Below are 19,491 nucleotides of genomic sequence, written 5' to 3'. Positions count from 1 at the left end.
CGGGATGTCCAAAAAAAGGCGCTAACTCTAGACGATGATTAGCGAGGAGTCCAACGATCAACGGCTGTCGTGTAACCAGACAGGCGTCCCTGGTGCCGCATGCTCAAACAGCCAAAGAAGATCTGCATTACGCAGCCGTACGCAGCCATGGGAGGCGGGCTGTCCCATGGGCTGGTCCGGCGGCGTACCATGCAGATAAATATAGCGACGCTGGGAATCGACCTGACCACCGCGGTTTATCCCCGGTTCCAGGCCACACAGCCATAGAATGCGCGTCAGAATCCAATCTCGCTCGGGAAACGCCTCAGCCAGCTCGGCGTTAAAGACTTCTCCCGTCCAGCGGCGTCCTTTGAAGACAGCATTTTCCGGGGCATCGGCGCCAATGGCGGCACGAATATAGTGCCAGCCCAGCGGCGTTTGCCCGCTACCCTGCTGATTACCCAGGCCCTGGCGACCGGTGGAAATGTCGCACTCATGACGGCACATATCGCCTTGCCAGGCGCGCAACCGTTGTGAGTGGGCGTCGATTTCAAGCCACAGCCCCTCCCGGGGCGGCATGTCAATGAGCGACGGTGTCTGCATGGTGCTCAATGTCCTTCTCATCAGGTAATGGCGCGTTCATCGCCGCCACCACTACCGGCCGCAGTCGGCGAACCAGGTCGCGGACCGAGACATGCTGGTGGTAATCCTTTTCGGCAATATCGCGCAGCGCATCCAGTCCTGAAAGCGTAAAGATGACGGTACCGAGCATAAAGTGTAGCCGCCAGAAGCGCTCGGCGTCCGGCAGATCCGGTGTCGCACGGCGAACCAGCTCGGTGAAACGGCTGAACACATCACCGTATTGCTGCTGGATGTAGCGCCGTAAATGCCCCTGAGCCTGGCTGTACGCAAGCCCCAGCAAACGCATGAAGACTTTGAGGCTATTGCGTTCGGCAGGCACCGTCAGCACGGTTGTGGCCATGGTTTCGAGGAGCACTTCAAGGGGGATGTCACGACCCTCGTAGCGGGCTTCAAGTTCATCCAGGGCGCTATGAAAGCGTTGGGAAAACGGATCCAGATAGCGAGCAAACACTGCCTGGATGAGTGCTTTCTTGGATCCAAAGTGATAGTTCACCGCGGCAAGATTGACCCGTGCCTTGCTGGTAATGTTGCGTAAAGAGGTTTCGGCAAAGCCGCGCTCGGCAAAAAGCACTTCAGCGGTATCCAGAATGCGCGTCACCGTATCCGATTGAGCCATGCTGCTCTCCTAAAACGGGCCAAAAAAGCGGGCCATAAAAAACGGATGTTTTAAACAAACTAGGATACTACGTTATCGGTTGTTACCTCTCAACGTTTACCTGAGCACTTGCCCCGTCCCCATCGTGACCTCGCATCCCTATATACATCAATTTGTTAGCTGACTTATCTCAAAGATATACTGGACAGGAGAACATGCTGTATACTTAACCACATACTGTTAATTACGCACTGTTAACCACGCCGGATAGGTCAACAGAAACGCAGTCTTGCTCACTTATTCAATCTGGAGGCTGGTATGTCGCGGCCATTAACCGTTCGCCAACAAAATGTGTTCGACTTTATTGTCAAGACCATGGGTGAGCTCGGCTATCCGCCCACTCGGGCTGAAATAGCCAAGGCGCTGGGGTTCCGCTCACCCAATGCAGCGGAAGAGCATTTGCGCGCACTCGAGCGCAAAGGTGTCATTCGCATTATTCGCAATACGTCTCGTGGCATACGCCTGCCCAACCAGGAGCCCCAGGAAACGCCAGACGCCCTGCCAGCCTCAGACGCTGCCAGCGGCCTGCCCATCATTGGCGAAGTCGCAGCGGGGAGCCCCATCCTGGCCGCTGAGCACATCGATCGTTACTGCCCCCTGCCCGCCGACTACTTCACGCCCAGGGCCGATTACCTGCTGCGCGTGCGCGGGCTGTCGATGCAGAACGTTGGCATCCTCGAAGGCGACCTGCTTGCCGTGCATCGTACCCAGCGCGTCCGCGATGGCCAGATTGTTGTCGCCCGCCTGGAAGACGAGGTAACCGTCAAGCGTTTCAAACGCGAGGGCCACCAGGTCACACTCATTGCGGAAAACCCCGACTTCGATCCGATCAATATCGATTTACGCACCCAACCGCTCGATATTGAAGGGGTTGGGGTCGGCGTCATCCGCGGCGGCAATGGCCAGTCGCTCGGCTAGCTGAACACGATGGTTTTATTGCCGTGCACCAGCACGCGGTCTTCCAGGTGCCAGCGAAGGCCGCGAGCAAGAACGGCTTTTTCCACATCACGGCCAAAACGTACCAGGTCGGTCGGCGTGTGACAGTGACTGACCCGGTGGATGTCCTGCTCGATGATGGGTCCTGCATCCAGCTCCTGAGTCACATAATGGCAGGTGGCACCTATCAGCTTGACGCCACGCTGATAAGCCTGGTGGTAAGGCTTGGCGCCAGCAAAAGACGGCAGAAAGCTGTGGTGGATATTGATTACCTGCCCCGCGTAGCGTTCACACAACGCTGGCGGTAGAATCTGCATGTAGCGCGCCAGCACGATGCTGTCGGCCCGGGCATCGTCAATAAGCGCCTGCACCTGCTCAAAGGCCGCTGTCTTGTCCGCCGGATCTACCGGCACATGGTGATACGGAATTCCATACCACTCGGTTAACGAACGCATGTCATCATGGTTGGAAATAACGCCCACGATATCGCAGTCCAGCTCCCCCACCTGCCAGCGGTAAAGCAGATCGACCAGGCAGTGGGATTCTCGTGAGACCATCAGAACAACCCGCTGCCGTTTCTGAGTATCGACCAGCGCCCATTGCATGTCGAACCGCTCCGCCACCGGCTCGAAGGCCGAACGTAACGCCTCTGCCGACATGCCCAGCGAATCCGCCAATATTTCGTAGCGCATGAAAAAACGCCCGGTTTCCAGATCGGAATGCTGGCTGGCCTCGGTAATCGACCCGCCCTGATCCGCGATAAAACTCGAAACCTTCGCGACGATCCCCACCTGGTCCGGGCAGGACACCACCAGACGATAAAAATGCGACATAGTCATTACTCTTCAAAGTTGCCGTTCACAGTTGCCGGGCGGCGACGATCGGGCCGTCCGTTGGCATTAAACAAACGTCTAGTGTACAGAATGCAGCGCCCGCAATCACCGCCCGCAACGGCAGCGATTGTTAGCCGCCCGCCCCATCCCGTATAGTTAACCAATTACTTTCTAGGCTTTATTACTCTGATGCATCCACCGCGCGTTCATATTCGTCCCCGTCGTCGCCCTCCCTTACGCCTCTTGCCGTTAGGCGGCTGCGGGGAAATTGGCATGAACCTGACGCTTTATGGATACGAAGACCACTGGGTCGCCGTGGATTGCGGCATGATGATCCGCCAGGATTTACCCAATGCGCCGTTGCAGGTGCCCAACCTGGAAACCCCCAAAGCCCTGGGCATTTCACCGCAAGCGCTCTACATCACCCACGGACACGAAGACCACATTGGGGCGGTCGCCTGGCTCTGGCCCCACTGGCAGTGCCCGATCTATGCGACGCCGCTGGCGGCAGGCCTGCTGCGCCTGAAGTTTGCCGAACACCAACTAAGCAGCGCCGCCATTCACGTGGTCGAACCCGGTGAGGCATTGGAAAGCGGCCCCTTCACCCTGCGCTACCTGGCGGTTCCGCACTCGATACCCGAGAGCTGCTCGCTGATGGTCATGGCAGGCCGCTACCGGGTATTGCATAGCGGGGACTGGAAGCTTGATCCTGAACCGATTATCGGTGCGCCGATCAATCAGGCGCAGTTCAAGGCATTGGCGCCGGTTGACCTGGTAGTGGGTGATTCCACCAATGCCCCTATCCCCGGCCACTCGGGCAGCGAAGGCGATGTTGCAAGAGCGCTTGTTGAAACACTCGCTGGCTGCGAAGGGCGCGTCATTGTTTCCTGCTTCGCCAGTAATCTGGCCCGCGTATTGGCGATTGGCCGCGCAGCTTACCAGTGTGGTCGGCGCGTCAGCCTGATGGGGCGCTCGATGGAGCGCATGGTGGGTGTCGCACGCGGCCTCGGCTATCTGGACGACTTTCCCGCCGTGGTGCCCGCTCACGATCTGGGGTATTTGCCGCCGGATGAAGTCGTGGTCATTGCCACCGGCAGCCAAGGTGAGCCGCGCGCCGCCCTGCAGCGACTTGCCCAGGGGCGTCATCCTCACGTGGACTTACAGCCCGGTGACAACGTGATTTTTTCCGCCAAAGCCATTCCGGGTAACGAGCGACCCATCGAACAGTTGAAAAAGCGCCTGCAGCAGTTGGGCGTCAAGCTCTTCGATGAGTTCAGTCACCCGCAGCTTCACGCGACCGGGCATCCGGCACAGGACGAAATCACCCGCTTTTATCAGTGGCTGACGCCAAGCCACCTGTTGCCGGTTCACGGTGAGAGTCTTCATCAACAGGCTCACCAGCAGCTGGCGACGTCGCTGGGCATTCAAGCGCCCTTGGCGCCGGTCAATGGCGACTTGATCCGCTTCGATCAGCAAGGGCTGCATCACGAGCAGCACTACCCGCAACCGCCGTGCATCGTCAGTCAGAACAGCGTGGTGCCCCACCCTGGGCTGGAGAGTGAAAACAGCACCCTCCCTCGACGGGGCAGCCTCTATCTGGCGCTACCGGTGACGGCCACCCAGACCGGATGGACGCGCGTCGGGCGGTTGATGCTGGATAATACCAGTGCCAGTTCATTCGACGAAGACAGCTTCAGTGAATGGCTGGATGATCAGCTTGCCGAACTCCATGCAGATACCCTGGCGGACCTGCGGCTGGGCCTCCAGCCCCGCCTGATTGCCTGGCTGGCAGAACGGCTACAGCATTTACCTGACGTTCATCTGCAGATCATGGCCAGCGAGCTGCCAGCGACAATGGCTGACGAATAGCCTCCCCACGCCCGCCAATGCCATAAGGTTACCAGCGGGCGGCATCCTCGATATCCGAGTGACGTTCCTTGACCCAGTAATCCCCGTGGCGACCATGCTCTTTCTTCCAGAACGGTGCCCGGGTCTTGAGCCAGTCCATGATGAAATCGCAGGCTTCAAAGGCTTCGCGACGATGGGCACTCGCCACCAGCACTCTGACGATGGCATCGCCGGGGCGCATGTGGCCGACACGATGAATAATCGTGACGGCGCTTAGCGTCCAGCGCTCTCCCGCCTCTTCCGCAATACGCTGCAAGGTTGACTCGGTCATGCCTGGATAATGTTCCAGGGTTAACCCAGTGACATCGGGCGTTTCGTTGAAATCACGCACCAGGCCGGTAAAGCTGACGACGCCGCCAATATCCGTGCGGCCTGCAATACTGGCCTCATAGCCATAGGCCATGTCGAAAGGTGCCTCTTGAACGCGAATGGTAATGTCCATGTTTAGCCCCCGGTGACCGGCGGAAAGAAAGCAACCTCGTCATCGTCGGTAATTCGCGCGTCATCATTGGCCATGACCTGGTTGATGGCGCATAGCGTACGCTGGTCCTGCAACAGCTGAAAACGTTCGTCCTGAGCCGCCAGCGCTACTTTGAGGCCCGCAATATCGCGACTTTCGAGTTGATCGAAAGTCACTACCCGCTCGTTTTCACCCAGCTGCTCGCGCAGCTCGGCAAGAAACTTGACCAGCACGCAGGGCGAATGACAGCGCCCTCCCAGGCTCACTTCGCCCGCAGCCCCCTGGCCTGTCACGATCGGCGTCGCCGGTTCAGGTGCCATTTCGCGCTGGTACTCGCCCCGCTGACCGCCGCGCTTGCTGTCCAGTTGTACCGCGTCGATGCGCATGGTTTTGTCGACCGCCTTGCACATATCATAAAGCGTTAGACAGGCCACGGAGACAGCCGTCAACGCTTCCATTTCGACCCCCGTGCGGCCATTCAGGCGGCAGTTCGCGGTCACATGGACACAGCTTTCATCGGGGTCGACATCAAATTCTATGGCCACTTTGGAAAGTGCCAACGAGTGGCACAGCGGGATCAATTCATGGGTGCGCTTTGCCGCCTGGATGCCCGCGATACGGGCGGTGGCCAACACATCACCCTTGGGTAAAGCTCCCTCGCTCAACTGCTTCAGGGTAGCGGGTTGCATCACAATACGCCCGGAAGCCACCGCTTCCCGGCGCGTTTCCTGTTTATCTGCAACATCCACCATGCGGGCTTCGCCGCGGCTATTGAGATGCGTTAACTGCATGGAGTCACCTATCAGTGCGTGAAACATCATCGAGCCGTTGGCCCGCCATCCAACCGATTATCCAGCGTGTAATCGCGTCGCTATCATCAAGTGCCAGTTGCGTCGTTGCGGCCGACAGCGCGACGGGAGGCTCCCCCTGAAGCGCGACGGCTTCGACACCCTGGCTATGCAGAATTTCCGCATCGCCTATCCCCTCACGATAAAGCACCAGCTTGGCCAGGGGCCAGGCCTTGAAGCCTTCCACCAGCACCAGGTCAGGCTGATGCACGGCTACCATTGCCAGCAACTGATTCAAGTCCGGCTCTTCGCCGTCTGGCGTTTCCTGCATCAGCGCCAGGCGTTGGCGGGATGCAATCAGCATGGGGGCTGCGCCTGCACTACGTAGCTTATAGCTATCTTTTCCCGGCTGATCGATATCAAACCGATGATGAGCGTGCTTGATCACCGCCACCTGGATACCCTCTACCCGCAGACGAGGTAACAACTGCTCCAGCAGCGTCGTCTTCCCCGTCCCGCTCCAGGCCGCAATTCCCAGCACGGGAAAGGGTAGCGATGGATCTAACGGCATAAGCGCTTGGCTCCCAATGAAAAAGGTTAATGGGTGTGATCAGCTTCATCTGCTGGCTCGTCCGGCAACACCCAGTTCAACACGATACCCACAAGCGCCGCCAGGCTAACGCCTTGCAGTGTAAACTGACCATTACCCACCTGCATGCCGCCGATACCAAAGACAAGGATCAACGACACGACGACCAAGTTGCGCGGCGCGGTCAACGAATGCCCTGCCCTGACCAGCGTGTTCATGCCCACTACCGCAATGGAGCCAAACAGCAGGGTCATGATTCCCCCCATGACAGGGCCGGGGATGGTTTGCAGTAGCGCCCCCAGCTTGGCGATAAACGCCAGCGATATGGCCAGCACCGCGGCCACGACCATATAGTGAGGGTTGAACGCCCGGGTCAGCGTAACGGCCCCGGTCACCTCTGAATAGGTGGTGTTAGGCGGGCCGCCGAATAATGCGGCCGCTGTCGTCGCCAGACCATCGCCCAGCAAGGTTCTGTGCAGTCCCGGTTTCTCCAGGTAGTTACGCCGGGTCACCGAGCCGATGGCCACCATATCACCAATATGCTCCACCGCAGGGGCAATGGCGACAGGAATCATAAACAGAATCGCCGCCCAGTGAAAACTCGGGGCGGTAAACGCGGGAATCGCCAGCCAGCCAGCATCATGCACCGGTGTGAAGTCGACCAGCCCCATCAGCAACGCCAGGCAATAACCCACGACAATACCGCCCATGATGGGAATCAACCGCAGCAAACCACGGCCAAACACGGCCAATATCAGGGTTACCAGCAAGCTTGCCATTGACAGGAAAAGCGCCGCGCCGTACCCGATGTGGTCACTGGTTTCCCCTGTCGCCATATCCACCGCCACCGGCGCCAGGGCAAGGCCAATGACCATGATCACCGGGCCGACCACCACCGGTGGCAACAGCCGATGAAGCCAGCCGGTACCCTTGACGCGCACCGCCGCCGAGATCGCCACGTAGACCAGGCCAGCCGCCATCAAGCCACCGAGCGTTGCTGACACCCCGAAGCTGGCAATCGAGCCCTGAATCGGCGCGATAAAGGCAAACGAAGAAGCCAGGAAGACCGGCACCGTCACGCGGGTCACCGTATGAAACAGCAGCGTGCCTATCCCGGCGGTAAACAATGCAACGCTTGGATCAAGCCCGGTCAATAGCGGCACTAGAACCAGAGCACCAAACGCCACGAATAGCATTTGCGCCCCGGTCAGCAACACGCGAGGCCAGGATGCAGACTGGCTAGGCGTATCATTCATTATGCAAACTCCTCACAGGTCTTTGGGGTAGTGCTGGGCAAAAAAAGGCCCCTAACGCAAAACGCCAGGGGCCGCTGAATCATCAATTCTTATCGGGTGCCGAAAATCTTGTCACCCGCATCGCCAAGACCCGGGACGATATAACCGTTATCGTCCAATCGCTCATCCACCGATGCTGTATAAATTTCGATATCCGGGTAGGCTTCCTGGACTCGCCTGATTCCTTCGGGCGCTGCCACCAGGACGATCACCTTCATATGCTCGCAGCCACGCTCACGCAGCATGTCCAATGTCGCGACCATCGAGCCACCGGTGGCCAACATGGGATCAATGACGATGGCCATACGTTCTTCGATATCGTTGGCGAACTTGGCGAAGTAGGGTACCGGCTCCAGCGTTTCTTCATCGCGGTATAGCCCGACAACGCTCACCCGTGCGCTGGGGATCAGGTCAGTAACGCCCTCCAGCATGCCAAGCCCGGCACGCAGAATCGGCACCACCGTTACCTTCTTGCCTTTCAGGCGTCGTGTCTCAATCGGCTCGCCATTCCACCCCTCAATGGTATGATCTTCGAGCTCAAGCCCCTTCGTTGCTTCATACGTCAACAGCTTGGCCACTTCCCCCGCCAACTCACGAAAGCTCTTGGTACTTAAATCCATTTCGCGCATCAGTCCCAGTTTATGCTGAACAAGCGGATGGTTAATGGCATGGACACTCATGGGACTTCCTCACAGCAGGTGGTTATGGGCAACACGGGTGATCATAAACTTGCAAAATCGGGCGGTATTCTACCCGTAAGCCATCACCAGGTTAAGGGGTGGCGGGTAATTGCCAATCAACAGGTGCACGCCCCTGCGCTTCAAGAAACTGGTTCGCCCGGGAGAAATGGCGAGTACCAAAAAAGCCGCGGTGGGCGGACAACGGCGAGGGATGTGGCGCTTCCAACACCAGGTGACGCTGAGTGTCTATCAAGGCTTTTTTCTGCCGGGCGTGGCTACCCCAGAGCAGAAAGACACTGGGCTGCGCATGGGCACTTACCGTCTTGATCGCGCTATCGGTGAAAGACTCCCAACCTTTGCCCCGGTGCGAGGCAGCGTTGCCCTTCTCGACCGTCAGCGAGGTATTGAGCAGCAAGACGCCCTGCTTCGCCCAGGCTTCCAGGTGCCCGTGGTTGACGGGCTCCGTACCTACATCGCTCGCCAACTCCTTGTAGATATTGACCAGCGACGGCGGAACCGGCACTCCCGGCTGGACGGAAAAGCATAGCCCGTGCGCCTGATTGGGGCCGTGATAAGGATCCTGCCCCAGAATCACCACCTTGACGTCACTGAGCGGCGTCAGTTCGAAGGCACGAAACCACTGCGATGAATGAGGATAAATGACTTTCTTGGCCGCTTTTTCCTCGGCCAGAAAACGTTTCAGTGACTGCATGTAGTCGGCCTGAAACTCATTGCCAAGCCACTGATTCCAGTCTTCGGGAAGCGGGGTCGACATGATTATTTCTTCACTTGGTCCACCAGAGGTTCAACATAGGCAACCCCCATATCCCAGGGGAACTGGATCCAGCAGTGCTGGGCCACTTCGGTGAGATACTGATCAACCAGGGGGCGACCTTCCGGCTTGGCGTAAATGGTAACAAAGTGCGCCTTGGGCAGCATCTCGCTTACCGCCCGCGCCGTCTTGCCGGTATCCACCAGGTCATCGACCAGCAGCCAACCCTCACCGTCGTGATCAACCCCTTTCAGGATATCCAGTCCGCCCTGCTCCATATGGTCATAGCTCTTGATGCACACGGTATCGATCAGCCGGACATTCAGCTCGCGCGCGATCAAGGCGGCAGGAATGAGACCACCGCGGGTAATCGCCACAATGCCTTTGAAGTCTCGCTCGACCAGCTGATGGCACAGTTGGCGGACATCGCGGTGAAGCTGATCCCAGGAGACGGTAAAGTGCTGATGGTAGCGTTCACTGCTCATAGGTTCGTTACTCGTCTTCTGTAAAAGAACAAACCGCGAAGACGCTATAGCCCGCATCGCGAATTTTTTGCGAACCACCCAGTTCGGGTAGATCAATAATGGTCGCTGTTTCGACCACATGCCCGCCGCTGCGCTGTATAAGATTGGCCGCCGCCAACATGGTGCCGCCCGTGGCAATCAGGTCATCCATCAGCAAGATACGGTCACCTTTTTGAAACGCATCCGAATGAAGCTCGACTTCCGAATGACCGTACTCTAGCGTGTAGGTTTCGCTGATGGTCTTGAACGGCAGCTTGCCTTTTTTGCGAACCGGGACAAAGCTGCAGCCCAACTCATAGGCCAGCGGGGCCCCGATAATAAAGCCCCGCGCATCAATCGACGCGATGGCATCCAGGTTCATTTCCTGGTAGCGGTGTACAAAGCTGTCAATCAGCTTGCGAAATGCCGCGCTGTTTTGCAGCAGCGGGGTAATGTCACGAAAATTGACCCCCTGCTCAGGCCAGTCAGGCACTGTGCGTATCACGGACTTGATGTAATCGCCGTAGATGCTCATCGCGTCTCTCATTGGATTAATAAAACCACGTTAGTCTAGAAACAGAAATTTCACCGCAAACAGCAGCGCCAGAATGATCACTGCTGGATTGAGGTCTTTGAAACGGCCCGACAGGGTTTTGATCGCTGCATAGCTGATAAACCCGAGAGCAATCCCCTCGGCAATCGAAAAGGTCAGCGGCATTGCCAGGGCGGCAATCAATACCGGCGCGGCGTCAGTAGGGTCTTCCCAGTTGGCATGTGCCAGGCTACCCGCCATCAGCACGGCCACGTAGAGCAGCGCTCCCGCGGTGGCGAAAGCAGGAATGGAGCCAGCCAACGGAGCAAAGAACAGGCTGACCAGAAAGAGCACGGCCACCACGACCGCTGTCAAACCCGTTCGTCCACCCGATGCAATACCCGCCGTCGACTCAATATAGCTGGTCGTGGTCGAAGTACCCAGGGCAGCACCGGCCATCGATGCCGTACTGTCGGCCATCATGGCGCGACCGAGTCGAGGCAGCTTGCCGTCTTTGTCCAGTAGATTGCCACGATGCGCAACCCCCACCAGCGTGCCGGACGTATCGAACAGGTCGACGAACAGGAAAGCAAAGATAACGCTGAGCATGGCGACATCCAACGCCCCCATCAGGTCCATTGCCATGAAGGTCGGTGCAATAGAGGGTGGCATGGACATGAGACCGCCGTATTCATTGTGACCAAGCAGCGTCGACGCAATGGTAATGCCAAGAATACCGATCATGACGGCACCGGTGATCCTTAGATAGGACATCGCGGTTATCACGAAAAAGCCCAGGAGCGCATACAGGGCAGCAGGCTCGGAAAGATCTCCCAGCGCAACAAAGGTAGCGTCATTGGCGACCACGATACCGGCATTTTTAAGCGCGATCATGGCCAGGAACAAGCCAATACCCGCGGCAATGCCCAGTCGCAGTGAAAGCGGAATAGAGTTGATAATCCATTCACGGATCTTGAAAACACTCAGCAGGAAAAAACATAACCCAGAGAAGAAGACAGCGCCTAACGCTGCTTCCCAGGTATACCCCATCCCGAGCACGACACCGTAAGTGAAGAAGGCGTTGAGCCCCATACCCGGCGCCTGAGCGATGGGATAGTTCGCCCACAACCCCATGACCAGACAGCCGATAGCGGCGGCAACGCAGGTGGCAACAAACACCGCACCATAGTCCATCCCGGCCTCAGAAAGGATGCTGGGATTGACGAAAATGATGTAGGCCATCGTCAGGAAGGTGGTTATCCCGGCAATGACTTCTGTTTTAACGTTGGTTTTGTGCTCAGTGAGCCCGAACTGCTTATCCAGAAAATTCATAGGTTTTTTTATCCTTCGCGTGAACGCTGAATGCACCCTGGCAGCGCGAAAAGCCGCACATATTACCGAAAGGTAACGCCTGATGCGAATACCTTGTGCAGTTGTCGAACGCGGGCCGGTGCCCGCCTGTTACTTCCCTTCGCTTAACATAATCAAACTTCACATAAGCAAACTTCAGGCCACTTTCTAACCAATCGGTCAGAAACGCACCCCCTGGGCAATACCGACCATCAGCGCATTTGGCTGGCCAGAACGCGCTCAACCGTTTCAACAATCACCTGGGTCTGGGGATCGATTTCAATGTTGACCTGGTCACCTGGCATCCGCTCACCCAGGATTGTGCGGTCCAGCGTCTCAGGGATCAGATTAACGCTGAACTCGACGCCTTCGCCCTCGGACGAAGGTCGCACATCGCCAATCGTCAGACTGATACCATCGACGCCAATATAGCCTTTCTCAAACACAAACCGCCCCACTGAAGCCGGTAACGCAAACCACAGCCGACGGTTGTTGGGCGCTTCATCAATGGCGGTCACCTCCGCCATGCAAATCACATGGCCCGACATCGAATGCCCGCCAATTTCATCGCCAAAGCGTGCCGCTCGCTCGATATTGACGCACTGCCCGACCTCGACTGCACCAAGATTGGTCAGCCGCAGCGTTTCGCGCATCAAGTCGAAGCTCACCCGGTCACCTGAAATGTCCGTGACCGTCAAACAGACACCGTTGTGCGCCACCGAAGCGCCGGTTGCCAATCCCTCGCGCAATGCATCGGGCATTTGCACAACATGCGTACGAAACTTATCAAGCTCATGCACTTCTACGACTTCTACCTTGCCTTGCACGATGCCAGTGAACATAGCGCCCTCGCTTTAAGTGATCCGTGCGCAAGCTTACTACTGCACAAACCTGTTTGTGCACCCCAGAGGCATGCGCGACCAATCAACGTAACCCAGTATTCATGCCTGCAGAAAACCCAGGCCTCCAGAAAAGAGAAATTAACACTTTTAAAGAAGCAAAAATCAGTTAAAAAAATTATTAAATTGAACAGCGATATAAGATGTTATTCTTTTGGTTTGACATCGCCTGGCTAGCTCTCTAGACTTCCGCCGCAAATGTAAAGACGCCGATTTGTACCCAGATTGCGGGCGTCCGCCGAGTGAATGCTTGGTGAAGTGCAGCTAAAAGGGTGTGTCCAGCGTTGATGGCCACCCGAAAGGGTGGCCTTTTTTTATTCCCTCCCCTACGCTTGCGCGCTCACCTTCGTCTTCGGCCTATAGAAAAGGCAGACGCCATGATCGAACTGAATAATGTCAGCAAAACCTACGGCTCCGGCCACGACGCCGTTCACGCCCTCAAGGGCGTGAACCTGGCGATCCCCAAAGGCGCCATTCACGGTGTTATCGGCCTGTCCGGCGCGGGCAAGTCGACGCTCATTCGCTGCGTCAACCTGCTTGAGCGGCCCACCCAGGGCACGGTGACCGTCGATGGGCAAGAGATCACCCGATTGAGCAACACGGCGCTGAACCAGGCACGCCACCGCATCGGCATGATCTTCCAGCACTTCAACCTGCTCACCACGCGCAATGTCTTCGACAACGTAGCGCTGCCACTGGAGTTGATGGGTCAGCCCAGGCGAGATATTCGTGAGCGCGTAAGCCCACTGCTTGAAATGGTTGGTCTGTCCGACAAGGCGGATCAATTTCCGGCGCAGCTATCCGGCGGGCAGAAACAGCGCGTTGCGATTGCCCGGGCGCTGGCCAGCAACCCTCGCGTCCTGCTCTGCGATGAGGCCACTTCCGCACTGGACCCGCAGACGACCAGCTCGATTCTGGAGCTGCTGCGCGATATCAACCATAAGCTCGGCATCACCATTTTATTGATTACCCATGAAATGGAAGTGGTTAAATCGATCTGCCATCGTGTCGGCCTGATATCCAATGGCGAGCTGGTCGAGGACGCCGAAGTCGGCGATTTCTTCACCGCACCCCGCACACAGTTGGGGCGCGACTTTCTCAACGATTTTCTGCAGCTGTCGCCCCCCAAGGAGCTGCTTGAACGCCTCAGCGACAACCCCGATGCCAACGCGCACCCGGTCGTGCGGCTTACGTTTTCAGGAGATGCGGTATCCACGCCGCTTATTTCCCGCCTGGCAAGGGATTGCGGCGTCGATGTGAGCATCCTGCAGGCCAAGGTGGAATCGATTCAGGAAAGAACGCTTGGCTTGATGATTGCCGAACTGCTGGGAACGTCTGAGCAGACGCAAGCCGCTATGGACTACTTGGCAGACCATCAATTACAGGTAGAGGTATTAGGCTATGTCCAGCGCAATGATTGAGCTTATTATTCAGGCAACGCTCGATACCCTCTACATGGTCGGCATATCGGGATTGATCTCGACATTACTCGGGCTACCGCTGGGCGTGATGCTCTATGTAACGCGACCCAGGCAGATTCTGGCCAAGCCATTACTGAACCATGCCCTGGGCATTGTGACCAACGTTGGCCGCTCCATTCCGTTTATTATCTTGATGGTGGCGATCATTCCCTTCACGCGGATGCTGGTGGGCACTTCCATCGGCATCAATGCGGCTTCAGTGCCGTTGACCATTGCCGCGATTCCCTTCGTTGCCCGGCTGATCGAAGGCGCCCTCAATGAGCTCTCACCGGGCTTGATCGAGGCTGCCCAGGCCATGGGCGCAACCCCCTGGCAGATCATCACCAAGGTGCTTATCCCCGAAGCGCGGGGCGGTATTATCACCGGCCTTACCATCACGCTGGTCACTCTGGTCAGCTACTCCGCCATGGCGGGCGCTGTTGGCGGCGGCGGTCTGGGTGACCTGGGTATCCGCTATGGCTATAACCGCTTCAACCCGACCATCATGCTGATTACCGTAGTGGTACTCGTTGTCATGGTACAGGGCTTCCAGAGCCTGGGGGATTACCTGGTGCGCAAAACCGACCGCAAATGACCGCATTGCTTTTCAGTGGACATATAACGAAAAAGCATTAAAATTACCCTTATTATCACCATTCATCAAAGCTGACACTCGACAGGAGTTGCCATGAAGACATTAGCCCTCGGCACCATTACCGCACTCGCACTGGCCGTTAGCGCCAGTGCTCAAGCCGCCAGCATCAAGATGGGCACCGTTGCCGGCCCTGAAACAGAAGTCATGGAAGTCGCTGCCCGAATTGCCAAGGAAGAGTACAACCTTGACGTCGAAATTATCGAATTCACAGACTACGTAACGCCCAATGCGGCACTGGCAGATGGCAGCCTGGACGCCAACGCTTATCAACACGAGCCCTACATGCAGTCCATGGTGAATGATCGTGGCTATGATTTCGCCATTGCAGGCTACACCTTCGTCTACCCCATCGGCGCATACTCAGAGAAATACGACAGCGTTGACGAACTGCCCGAAGGTGCCCAGATTGCGCTGCCCAATGACCCGTCCAACGAAGGTCGCGCGCTGATCCTGATGCATAATGAAGGCCTCATTACGCTGAATGATCCCGAAAACCTCGAAGCGACGCCCATCGATATCGCCGAGAACCCCAACGACTTCCGTTTCCGCGAAATCGAAGCCGCGCAGCTACCGCGGGTTTTGCCGGATGTCGACATGGCCTTCATCAACAACACCTTTGCCCAGCCTGCCGGTCTAAGCCTTGACGACGCGCTGATCAAGGAAGGTCCGGAATCGCCCTACGTCAACCTGATTGCCGTTCGCGGGGGTGATGAAGACCGCGAAGAGATCCAGCAGCTGGTTGACGCCTACCAGAGCGAAGAAGTGATCGAGAAAGCCGAAGAGCTTTTCGATGGTGCCGCCGTACCCGGCTGGAAATAACCCCGCCCCAGCTAGACAAGAGACCAACGACACCGGGCCGACAACTGTCGGCCCGGTGTCGTTATGAATATGCATAACCAGGGAGCCACCATGTCACGTGATACCGTCAACTATGACCTCCTCGATCGCCAGCTCGCCGCCCTGCTGGATACCCGCGAATGGCTAACCAATAGCGCGCAGACCTGCGCCTTCATCATGCAGTCGCTACCCCACTTGAATTGGGTCGGCTTTTATTTGCAACGCTCACCCGAAATGCTTGCGCTGGGCCCTTTTCAGGGCAAGCCCGCCTGCCATCCCATTCCTTTCAGCAAGGGGGTCTGCGGTGCTGCAGCGCGAACGCGTGCCACCCAGCGCGTTGACGATGTTCACAGCGTTGCCGACCATATCGCTTGCGATATCGAGTCCCGGGCGGAACTGGTCGTGCCGATTGTCAACGATGATCAGCTATGGGGTGTGCTGGATATCGACAGCCCGCTGGAAGCACGCTTCAGTCATGCAGACCAAACCGGTATTGAAGCGTTGCTGACTACCTTTAAACGCCAAACCGACCTGCCTGTCTGGGATCACTGACGAACTAACGTCACTGACAACGCGATACGCCCTCCCGCAAACCCCATCACGCAAGAACAAAAACGCCCCGCCATGAGGAAAATGACGGGGCGCAATCGGAAATCTGGTAGGACCAGGCGGATTTGAACCGCCGACCTCCACGATGTCAACGTGGCGCTCTAACCAACTGAGCTATGGTCCTGAAATGTGCCATTGCTACTTGGCCGTTTGACGGCAATCAAGATGGTAGGACCAGGCGGATTTGAACCGCCGACCTCCACGATGTCAACGTGGCGCTCTAACCAACTGAGCTATGGTCCTGCCGAGCAACGGATGCGTATTTTACGTTTCCGCCACTGAATTGCAAGCTATTTATCGATCTAGCAAGGTATCGCCAGTCGATAACGGCCACGTCGCCTGCGGGAACTTATCGCACTCCCCGAATCGACCGAATGCTACACTGGAAAAGCGCCACTCGACGAACGCACGACAACATGGGAGACCGGCCATGCCAGGCCTATTGCTGGGAAGCATCGCGATCGTCCTGTTACTGGCAACACTGATTGCCCGCATCAGACTGCGCTGGTGGTGGATTCGTAGCTTTGAATTTCCACGCCTACAGATTGCGACCCTGGCCACAGCCTGCTTTATAGCGGCGCTGTTCATGCCAGCCTCACCTAGATGGCAAATGATTACGCTCGTCATTTGCCTGGCCGTCATTATCATCCAGGCGTGCTATATCCTTCCCTGGACGCGCCTATGGCCCAAACAGGTCCGCTCGACCAAGGTTTGCAATGAAGCCCGCGACATTACGCTACTCGTCGCCAATGTCCTGACCACTAACCGCTGGTCTTCTGGCCTTATCGATCAGATCCACGCGCACAAGCCCGACATCATTCTCACGCTGGAATCTGATCAATGGTGGCAGGACCAGCTCGACCCGGCGCTGAACGCACAGTGGCCGTATAGCGTCAAGATCCCTCTGGATAACCTCTACGGCATGCATCTTTATTCACGCCTGCCGCTTGAGGACACATCCATCAAGTGGCTTATCCAGGACGACATCCCCTCTATCCATACCCATGTCAGGCTACCGAGTGGCGAGGCGATTCGACTGTTTGCGGTGCATCCCCGCCCTCCCGCGCCGGGTGAAAGCGAGAAGTCGCTCTGGCGGGATGCCGAGCTGTTATGGGTGGGCAAGCAGATCCAGCAGACACCGCAGCCAACGCTGGTTGCAGGCGACCTTAACGATGTCGCCTGGTCGCGCACCACTCGGCGCTTCTGCCGCGTTGCCGGCATGCTGGATCCTCGTCGAGGGCGGGGGATGTACAGCACCTTTCACGCTCAATACCCGATTCTGCGCTGGCCCCTCGACCATATTTTTGTCAGCGAGCACTTCACGCTCGGCCGCATGCATCGCCTGAAGGGCTTTGGCTCGGATCACTTCCCGATGCTTGCCACGCTTAGCTACCGGCCCGCCCGCCAGGACGAGCACGAGACACCCGAGGCAAGCACTGAGGAGGAAAGCGAGGCAAGTCAGACCATTCGCCAGGGGCAGCGCGAAGAGCAGCAGACTTAACCGTTGTCGTTATCCGGCACGCCACCTCGCGTGAGCGCCTCTGGGTCAAGCAGGCGTTCAAGGCTGTCACGCCCAAGGTCGGTGTGCTCCTCGGCGACATCAATGATCGGCCGCCCGGTTTGATACGCTTCCTTGGCGATGGCCGCTGCCGCATTGTAACCAATCACGCTGTTAAGTGCCGTGACCAGAATGGGATTGCGAGCGAGCGGTGCCTCAATGTTGTCCCGCCGCACCTTGAACGTCGCAATGGCACGGTCGGCTAACAGCCGCGTGGTATTGGTCATCAGCGTGATGCCCGTCAGCAAGTTATAGGCCACCAGGGGCAGCATGACGTTCAGCTGAAAATTCCCGCTCTGCCCGGCCACCGTTATCGCCGTATCCAGCCCAATCACCTGGGCGGCGGCCTGCGCAGCGGATTCCGGGATCACCGGGTTCACCTTACCGGGCATGATCGAACTACCCGGTTGAAGCGCCTCGAGCTCGATTTCACCCAGACCGGCAAGCGGCCCGGAGTTCATCCAGCGCAGGTCATTGGCGATCTTCATGACAATGCACGCCAAGCCCTTGAGATGCCCGGACAGCTCCACGGCCGCATCCTGGGAGGCAATGCTGGCAAAAAAGCTGTCATTGGGCGTAAACGTCAGCCCCGTTTGCTCGGTTAGCTGAGCGGCCACCTGGTCGGCAAACCCTTGCGGTGCGTTAATGCCTGTACCGACAGCTGTACCACCCTGCGCCAGACGACATAGCCGCATCAGGCAACTGTCCAGCCGCTCGATGGCCTGCCCCAGTTGGCTCGACCAGGCGCCCAGCTCCTGATCCATGCGCAGCGGCATGGCATCCATGAGGTGGGTGCGGCCGGTCTTGACCACATCCGAAAGCTCGTCAGCCCGTGAATCGATGGTACGGCGAAGATGTACCAGCGCCGGGCGAAGCGACTCATGCACCGCCAATGCAGCCGATACATGGATCGCTGTCGGAATCACATCGTTGCTCGACTGCCCCATATTGACGTGGTCATTGGGCAGGACCTCAACACCCCGACGGCTGGCCAGGGTGGCGATGACTTCATTGACGTTCATGTTGCTGGAAGTGCCCGAGCCGGTCTGAAACACATCCACGGGAAAGTGCTCGTCGTGATCGCCATTGATCACTTCCTGGGCAGCCTGCCTGATCGCCTCGGCGCGATCCGGATCCAGCTCACCCAGCGTGAGATTGGTCTGGGCGGCGGCAAGCTTGATGCGTGCAATGGCATGAATAAAGGCGACCGGCATCGGGCTGTGCGAGACCGGAAAATTATTCACTGCGCGTTGCGTCTGGGCACCATACAATGCCTCGGCAGGAACATCCAGCTCCCCCATACTGTCGCGTTCAATGCGCGTTTTCATGGTAATCCTCCTTGTCGATATCGGCAGCTAAACGTCGGTACGGTAATTTACCAACATGCCATCGTGAAACGGATTTAATTCTAGACTAGTGGCCGCAGTATAAAACTCAAGCGACCTGCCATCAGCCTTATTGCACGATCATGTTGCACCGCACGCATGTTGCACTGCACAAAAGTGCCTGCTATGCTGCAACGCATAACACAAGGGAAAAGCACCACAGGAC

At 57.5% G+C, this 19,491-nt stretch carries 21 protein-coding genes and 2 tRNA genes; 7 read left to right on the top strand and 16 right to left on the bottom strand.

Annotation, left to right across the window (positions count from 1 at the left end):
• Positions 1 to 57: 57 nt before the first annotated feature.
• Together ADS46_RS01635 and ADS46_RS01630 are read right to left on the bottom strand one after the other, a co-directional pair.
• Positions 58 to 582, bottom strand: coding sequence for a L,D-transpeptidase (locus tag ADS46_RS01635; protein WP_066315414.1), 525 nt, complete (start codon positions 580 to 582; stop codon positions 58 to 60).
• The gene (locus ADS46_RS01630) at positions 560 to 1,237 is read right to left on the bottom strand and encodes a TetR/AcrR family transcriptional regulator (RefSeq protein ID WP_066315412.1); all 678 of its coding nucleotides are present in this window, start codon (positions 1,235 to 1,237) and stop codon (positions 560 to 562) included. The genes ADS46_RS01635 and ADS46_RS01630 overlap by 23 nt, the downstream gene beginning before the upstream one ends.
• Positions 1,238 to 1,534: 297 nt before the next feature.
• On the opposite strand from ADS46_RS01630, the gene lexA reads away from it, so the two are divergent.
• On the top strand, positions 1,535 to 2,194 hold the full coding sequence (gene lexA / locus ADS46_RS01625) for a transcriptional repressor LexA (RefSeq protein WP_066315408.1): 660 nt from the start codon (positions 1,535 to 1,537) through the stop codon (positions 2,192 to 2,194).
• Here the strand turns inward: lexA and purU are convergent.
• Positions 2,191 to 3,045 carry a formyltetrahydrofolate deformylase gene (gene purU / locus ADS46_RS01620; protein ID WP_066315405.1) on the bottom strand — a complete coding sequence of 285 codons (855 nt, stop codon included), beginning with the start codon at positions 3,043 to 3,045 and terminating at the stop codon, positions 2,191 to 2,193. The two genes, lexA and purU, sit on opposite strands and share 4 nt — an antisense overlap.
• 273 nt (positions 3,046 to 3,318) lie before the next feature.
• Between purU and ADS46_RS01615 the strand changes: the two genes are divergently transcribed.
• Positions 3,319 to 4,914: a ribonuclease J gene (locus ADS46_RS01615; protein ID WP_066315402.1), complete on the top strand. Its 1,596-nt coding sequence runs from the start codon at positions 3,319 to 3,321 to the stop codon at positions 4,912 to 4,914.
• Between the two features lie 28 nt (positions 4,915 to 4,942).
• Here the strand turns inward: ADS46_RS01615 and moaE are convergent, their stop codons facing one another.
• The 10 genes from moaE to ADS46_RS01565 all read right to left on the bottom strand — a co-directional run bounded on the left by moaE (position 4,943) and on the right by ADS46_RS01565 (position 12,764).
• A complete protein-coding gene (gene moaE / locus ADS46_RS01610) occupies positions 4,943 to 5,395 on the bottom strand; it encodes a molybdopterin synthase catalytic subunit MoaE (RefSeq protein ID WP_066315401.1) in 453 nt (150 codons plus the stop codon).
• Positions 5,396 to 5,397: 2 nt separating this feature from the next.
• Entirely contained in the window at positions 5,398 to 6,204 is an 807-nt protein-coding gene (moaC, locus tag ADS46_RS01605) for a cyclic pyranopterin monophosphate synthase MoaC (protein WP_066315400.1), read from the bottom strand.
• A 4-nt stretch (positions 6,205 to 6,208) separates the two neighbouring features.
• Positions 6,209 to 6,772, bottom strand: coding sequence for a molybdopterin-guanine dinucleotide biosynthesis protein B (gene mobB / locus ADS46_RS01600; RefSeq protein WP_066315399.1), 564 nt, complete (start codon positions 6,770 to 6,772; stop codon positions 6,209 to 6,211).
• A 26-nt stretch (positions 6,773 to 6,798) separates the two neighbouring features.
• Positions 6,799 to 8,046, bottom strand: a complete 1,248-nt coding sequence (locus ADS46_RS01595) for a uracil-xanthine permease family protein (protein ID WP_066315397.1) — start codon at positions 8,044 to 8,046, stop codon at positions 6,799 to 6,801.
• A gap of 89 nt (positions 8,047 to 8,135) precedes the next feature.
• Positions 8,136 to 8,765 (bottom strand): uracil phosphoribosyltransferase, encoded by a 630-nt coding sequence (gene upp / locus ADS46_RS01590; protein WP_066315389.1) that lies wholly within the window; start codon positions 8,763 to 8,765, stop codon positions 8,136 to 8,138.
• 91 nt (positions 8,766 to 8,856) lie between these two features.
• A complete protein-coding gene (ung, locus tag ADS46_RS01585) occupies positions 8,857 to 9,540 on the bottom strand; it encodes a uracil-DNA glycosylase (protein ID WP_199825169.1) in 684 nt (227 codons plus the stop codon).
• A gap of 2 nt (positions 9,541 to 9,542) precedes the next feature.
• Complete coding sequence (gene gpt, locus ADS46_RS01580) at positions 9,543 to 10,022, bottom strand: xanthine phosphoribosyltransferase (protein WP_066315383.1); 480 nt, start codon at positions 10,020 to 10,022, stop codon at positions 9,543 to 9,545.
• Between the two features lie 7 nt (positions 10,023 to 10,029).
• Positions 10,030 to 10,575 (bottom strand): adenine phosphoribosyltransferase, encoded by a 546-nt coding sequence (locus tag ADS46_RS01575; RefSeq protein ID WP_066315382.1) that lies wholly within the window; start codon positions 10,573 to 10,575, stop codon positions 10,030 to 10,032.
• A gap of 30 nt (positions 10,576 to 10,605) precedes the next feature.
• A complete protein-coding gene (locus tag ADS46_RS01570) occupies positions 10,606 to 11,904 on the bottom strand; it encodes an NCS2 family permease (RefSeq protein WP_066315380.1) in 1,299 nt (432 codons plus the stop codon).
• A gap of 230 nt (positions 11,905 to 12,134) precedes the next feature.
• Positions 12,135 to 12,764, bottom strand: coding sequence for a riboflavin synthase (locus tag ADS46_RS01565; protein ID WP_066315376.1), 630 nt, complete (start codon positions 12,762 to 12,764; stop codon positions 12,135 to 12,137).
• A 434-nt stretch (positions 12,765 to 13,198) separates the two neighbouring features.
• On the opposite strand from ADS46_RS01565, the gene ADS46_RS01560 reads away from it, so the two are divergent.
• From ADS46_RS01560 to ADS46_RS01545, 4 genes are all read left to right on the top strand, one after another.
• Positions 13,199 to 14,242 (top strand): methionine ABC transporter ATP-binding protein, encoded by a 1,044-nt coding sequence (locus tag ADS46_RS01560; RefSeq protein ID WP_066315373.1) that lies wholly within the window; start codon positions 13,199 to 13,201, stop codon positions 14,240 to 14,242.
• A complete protein-coding gene (locus tag ADS46_RS01555; protein ID WP_066315370.1) occupies positions 14,223 to 14,876 on the top strand; it encodes a methionine ABC transporter permease in 654 nt (217 codons plus the stop codon). Before ADS46_RS01560 ends, ADS46_RS01555 begins: the two co-directional genes overlap by 20 nt.
• A gap of 93 nt (positions 14,877 to 14,969) precedes the next feature.
• Entirely contained in the window at positions 14,970 to 15,755 is a 786-nt protein-coding gene (locus ADS46_RS01550; protein WP_066315367.1) for a MetQ/NlpA family ABC transporter substrate-binding protein, read from the top strand.
• A 90-nt stretch (positions 15,756 to 15,845) separates the two neighbouring features.
• Positions 15,846 to 16,325 carry a GAF domain-containing protein gene (locus ADS46_RS01545; RefSeq protein WP_234346741.1) on the top strand — a complete coding sequence of 160 codons (480 nt, stop codon included), beginning with the start codon at positions 15,846 to 15,848 and terminating at the stop codon, positions 16,323 to 16,325.
• Between the two features lie 104 nt (positions 16,326 to 16,429).
• Here the strand turns inward: ADS46_RS01545 and ADS46_RS01540 are convergent.
• Positions 16,430 to 16,506 (bottom strand) — tRNA-Val (locus tag ADS46_RS01540).
• A gap of 42 nt (positions 16,507 to 16,548) precedes the next feature.
• Positions 16,549 to 16,625: transfer RNA gene (locus tag ADS46_RS01535), tRNA-Val, on the bottom strand.
• Positions 16,626 to 16,812: 187 nt separating this feature from the next.
• Here ADS46_RS01535 and ADS46_RS01530 point away from each other — a divergent pair.
• Positions 16,813 to 17,883, top strand: a complete 1,071-nt coding sequence (locus tag ADS46_RS01530) for an endonuclease/exonuclease/phosphatase family protein (RefSeq protein ID WP_066315363.1) — start codon at positions 16,813 to 16,815, stop codon at positions 17,881 to 17,883.
• Here the strand turns inward: ADS46_RS01530 and ADS46_RS01525 are convergent.
• Positions 17,880 to 19,268 carry a class II fumarate hydratase gene (locus ADS46_RS01525; protein WP_066315360.1) on the bottom strand — a complete coding sequence of 463 codons (1,389 nt, stop codon included), beginning with the start codon at positions 19,266 to 19,268 and terminating at the stop codon, positions 17,880 to 17,882. The two genes, ADS46_RS01530 and ADS46_RS01525, sit on opposite strands and share 4 nt — an antisense overlap.
• Positions 19,269 to 19,491: the final 223 nt, after the last annotated feature.

Origin of the sequence: Halomonas sp. G11, from assembly GCF_001663515.1 — a bacterium.
Lineage (GTDB): Bacteria > Pseudomonadota > Gammaproteobacteria > Pseudomonadales > Halomonadaceae > Vreelandella.
Note: the sequence above shows the minus strand (reverse complement) of the source record. Positions and strands in the feature narration are given on the sequence as shown.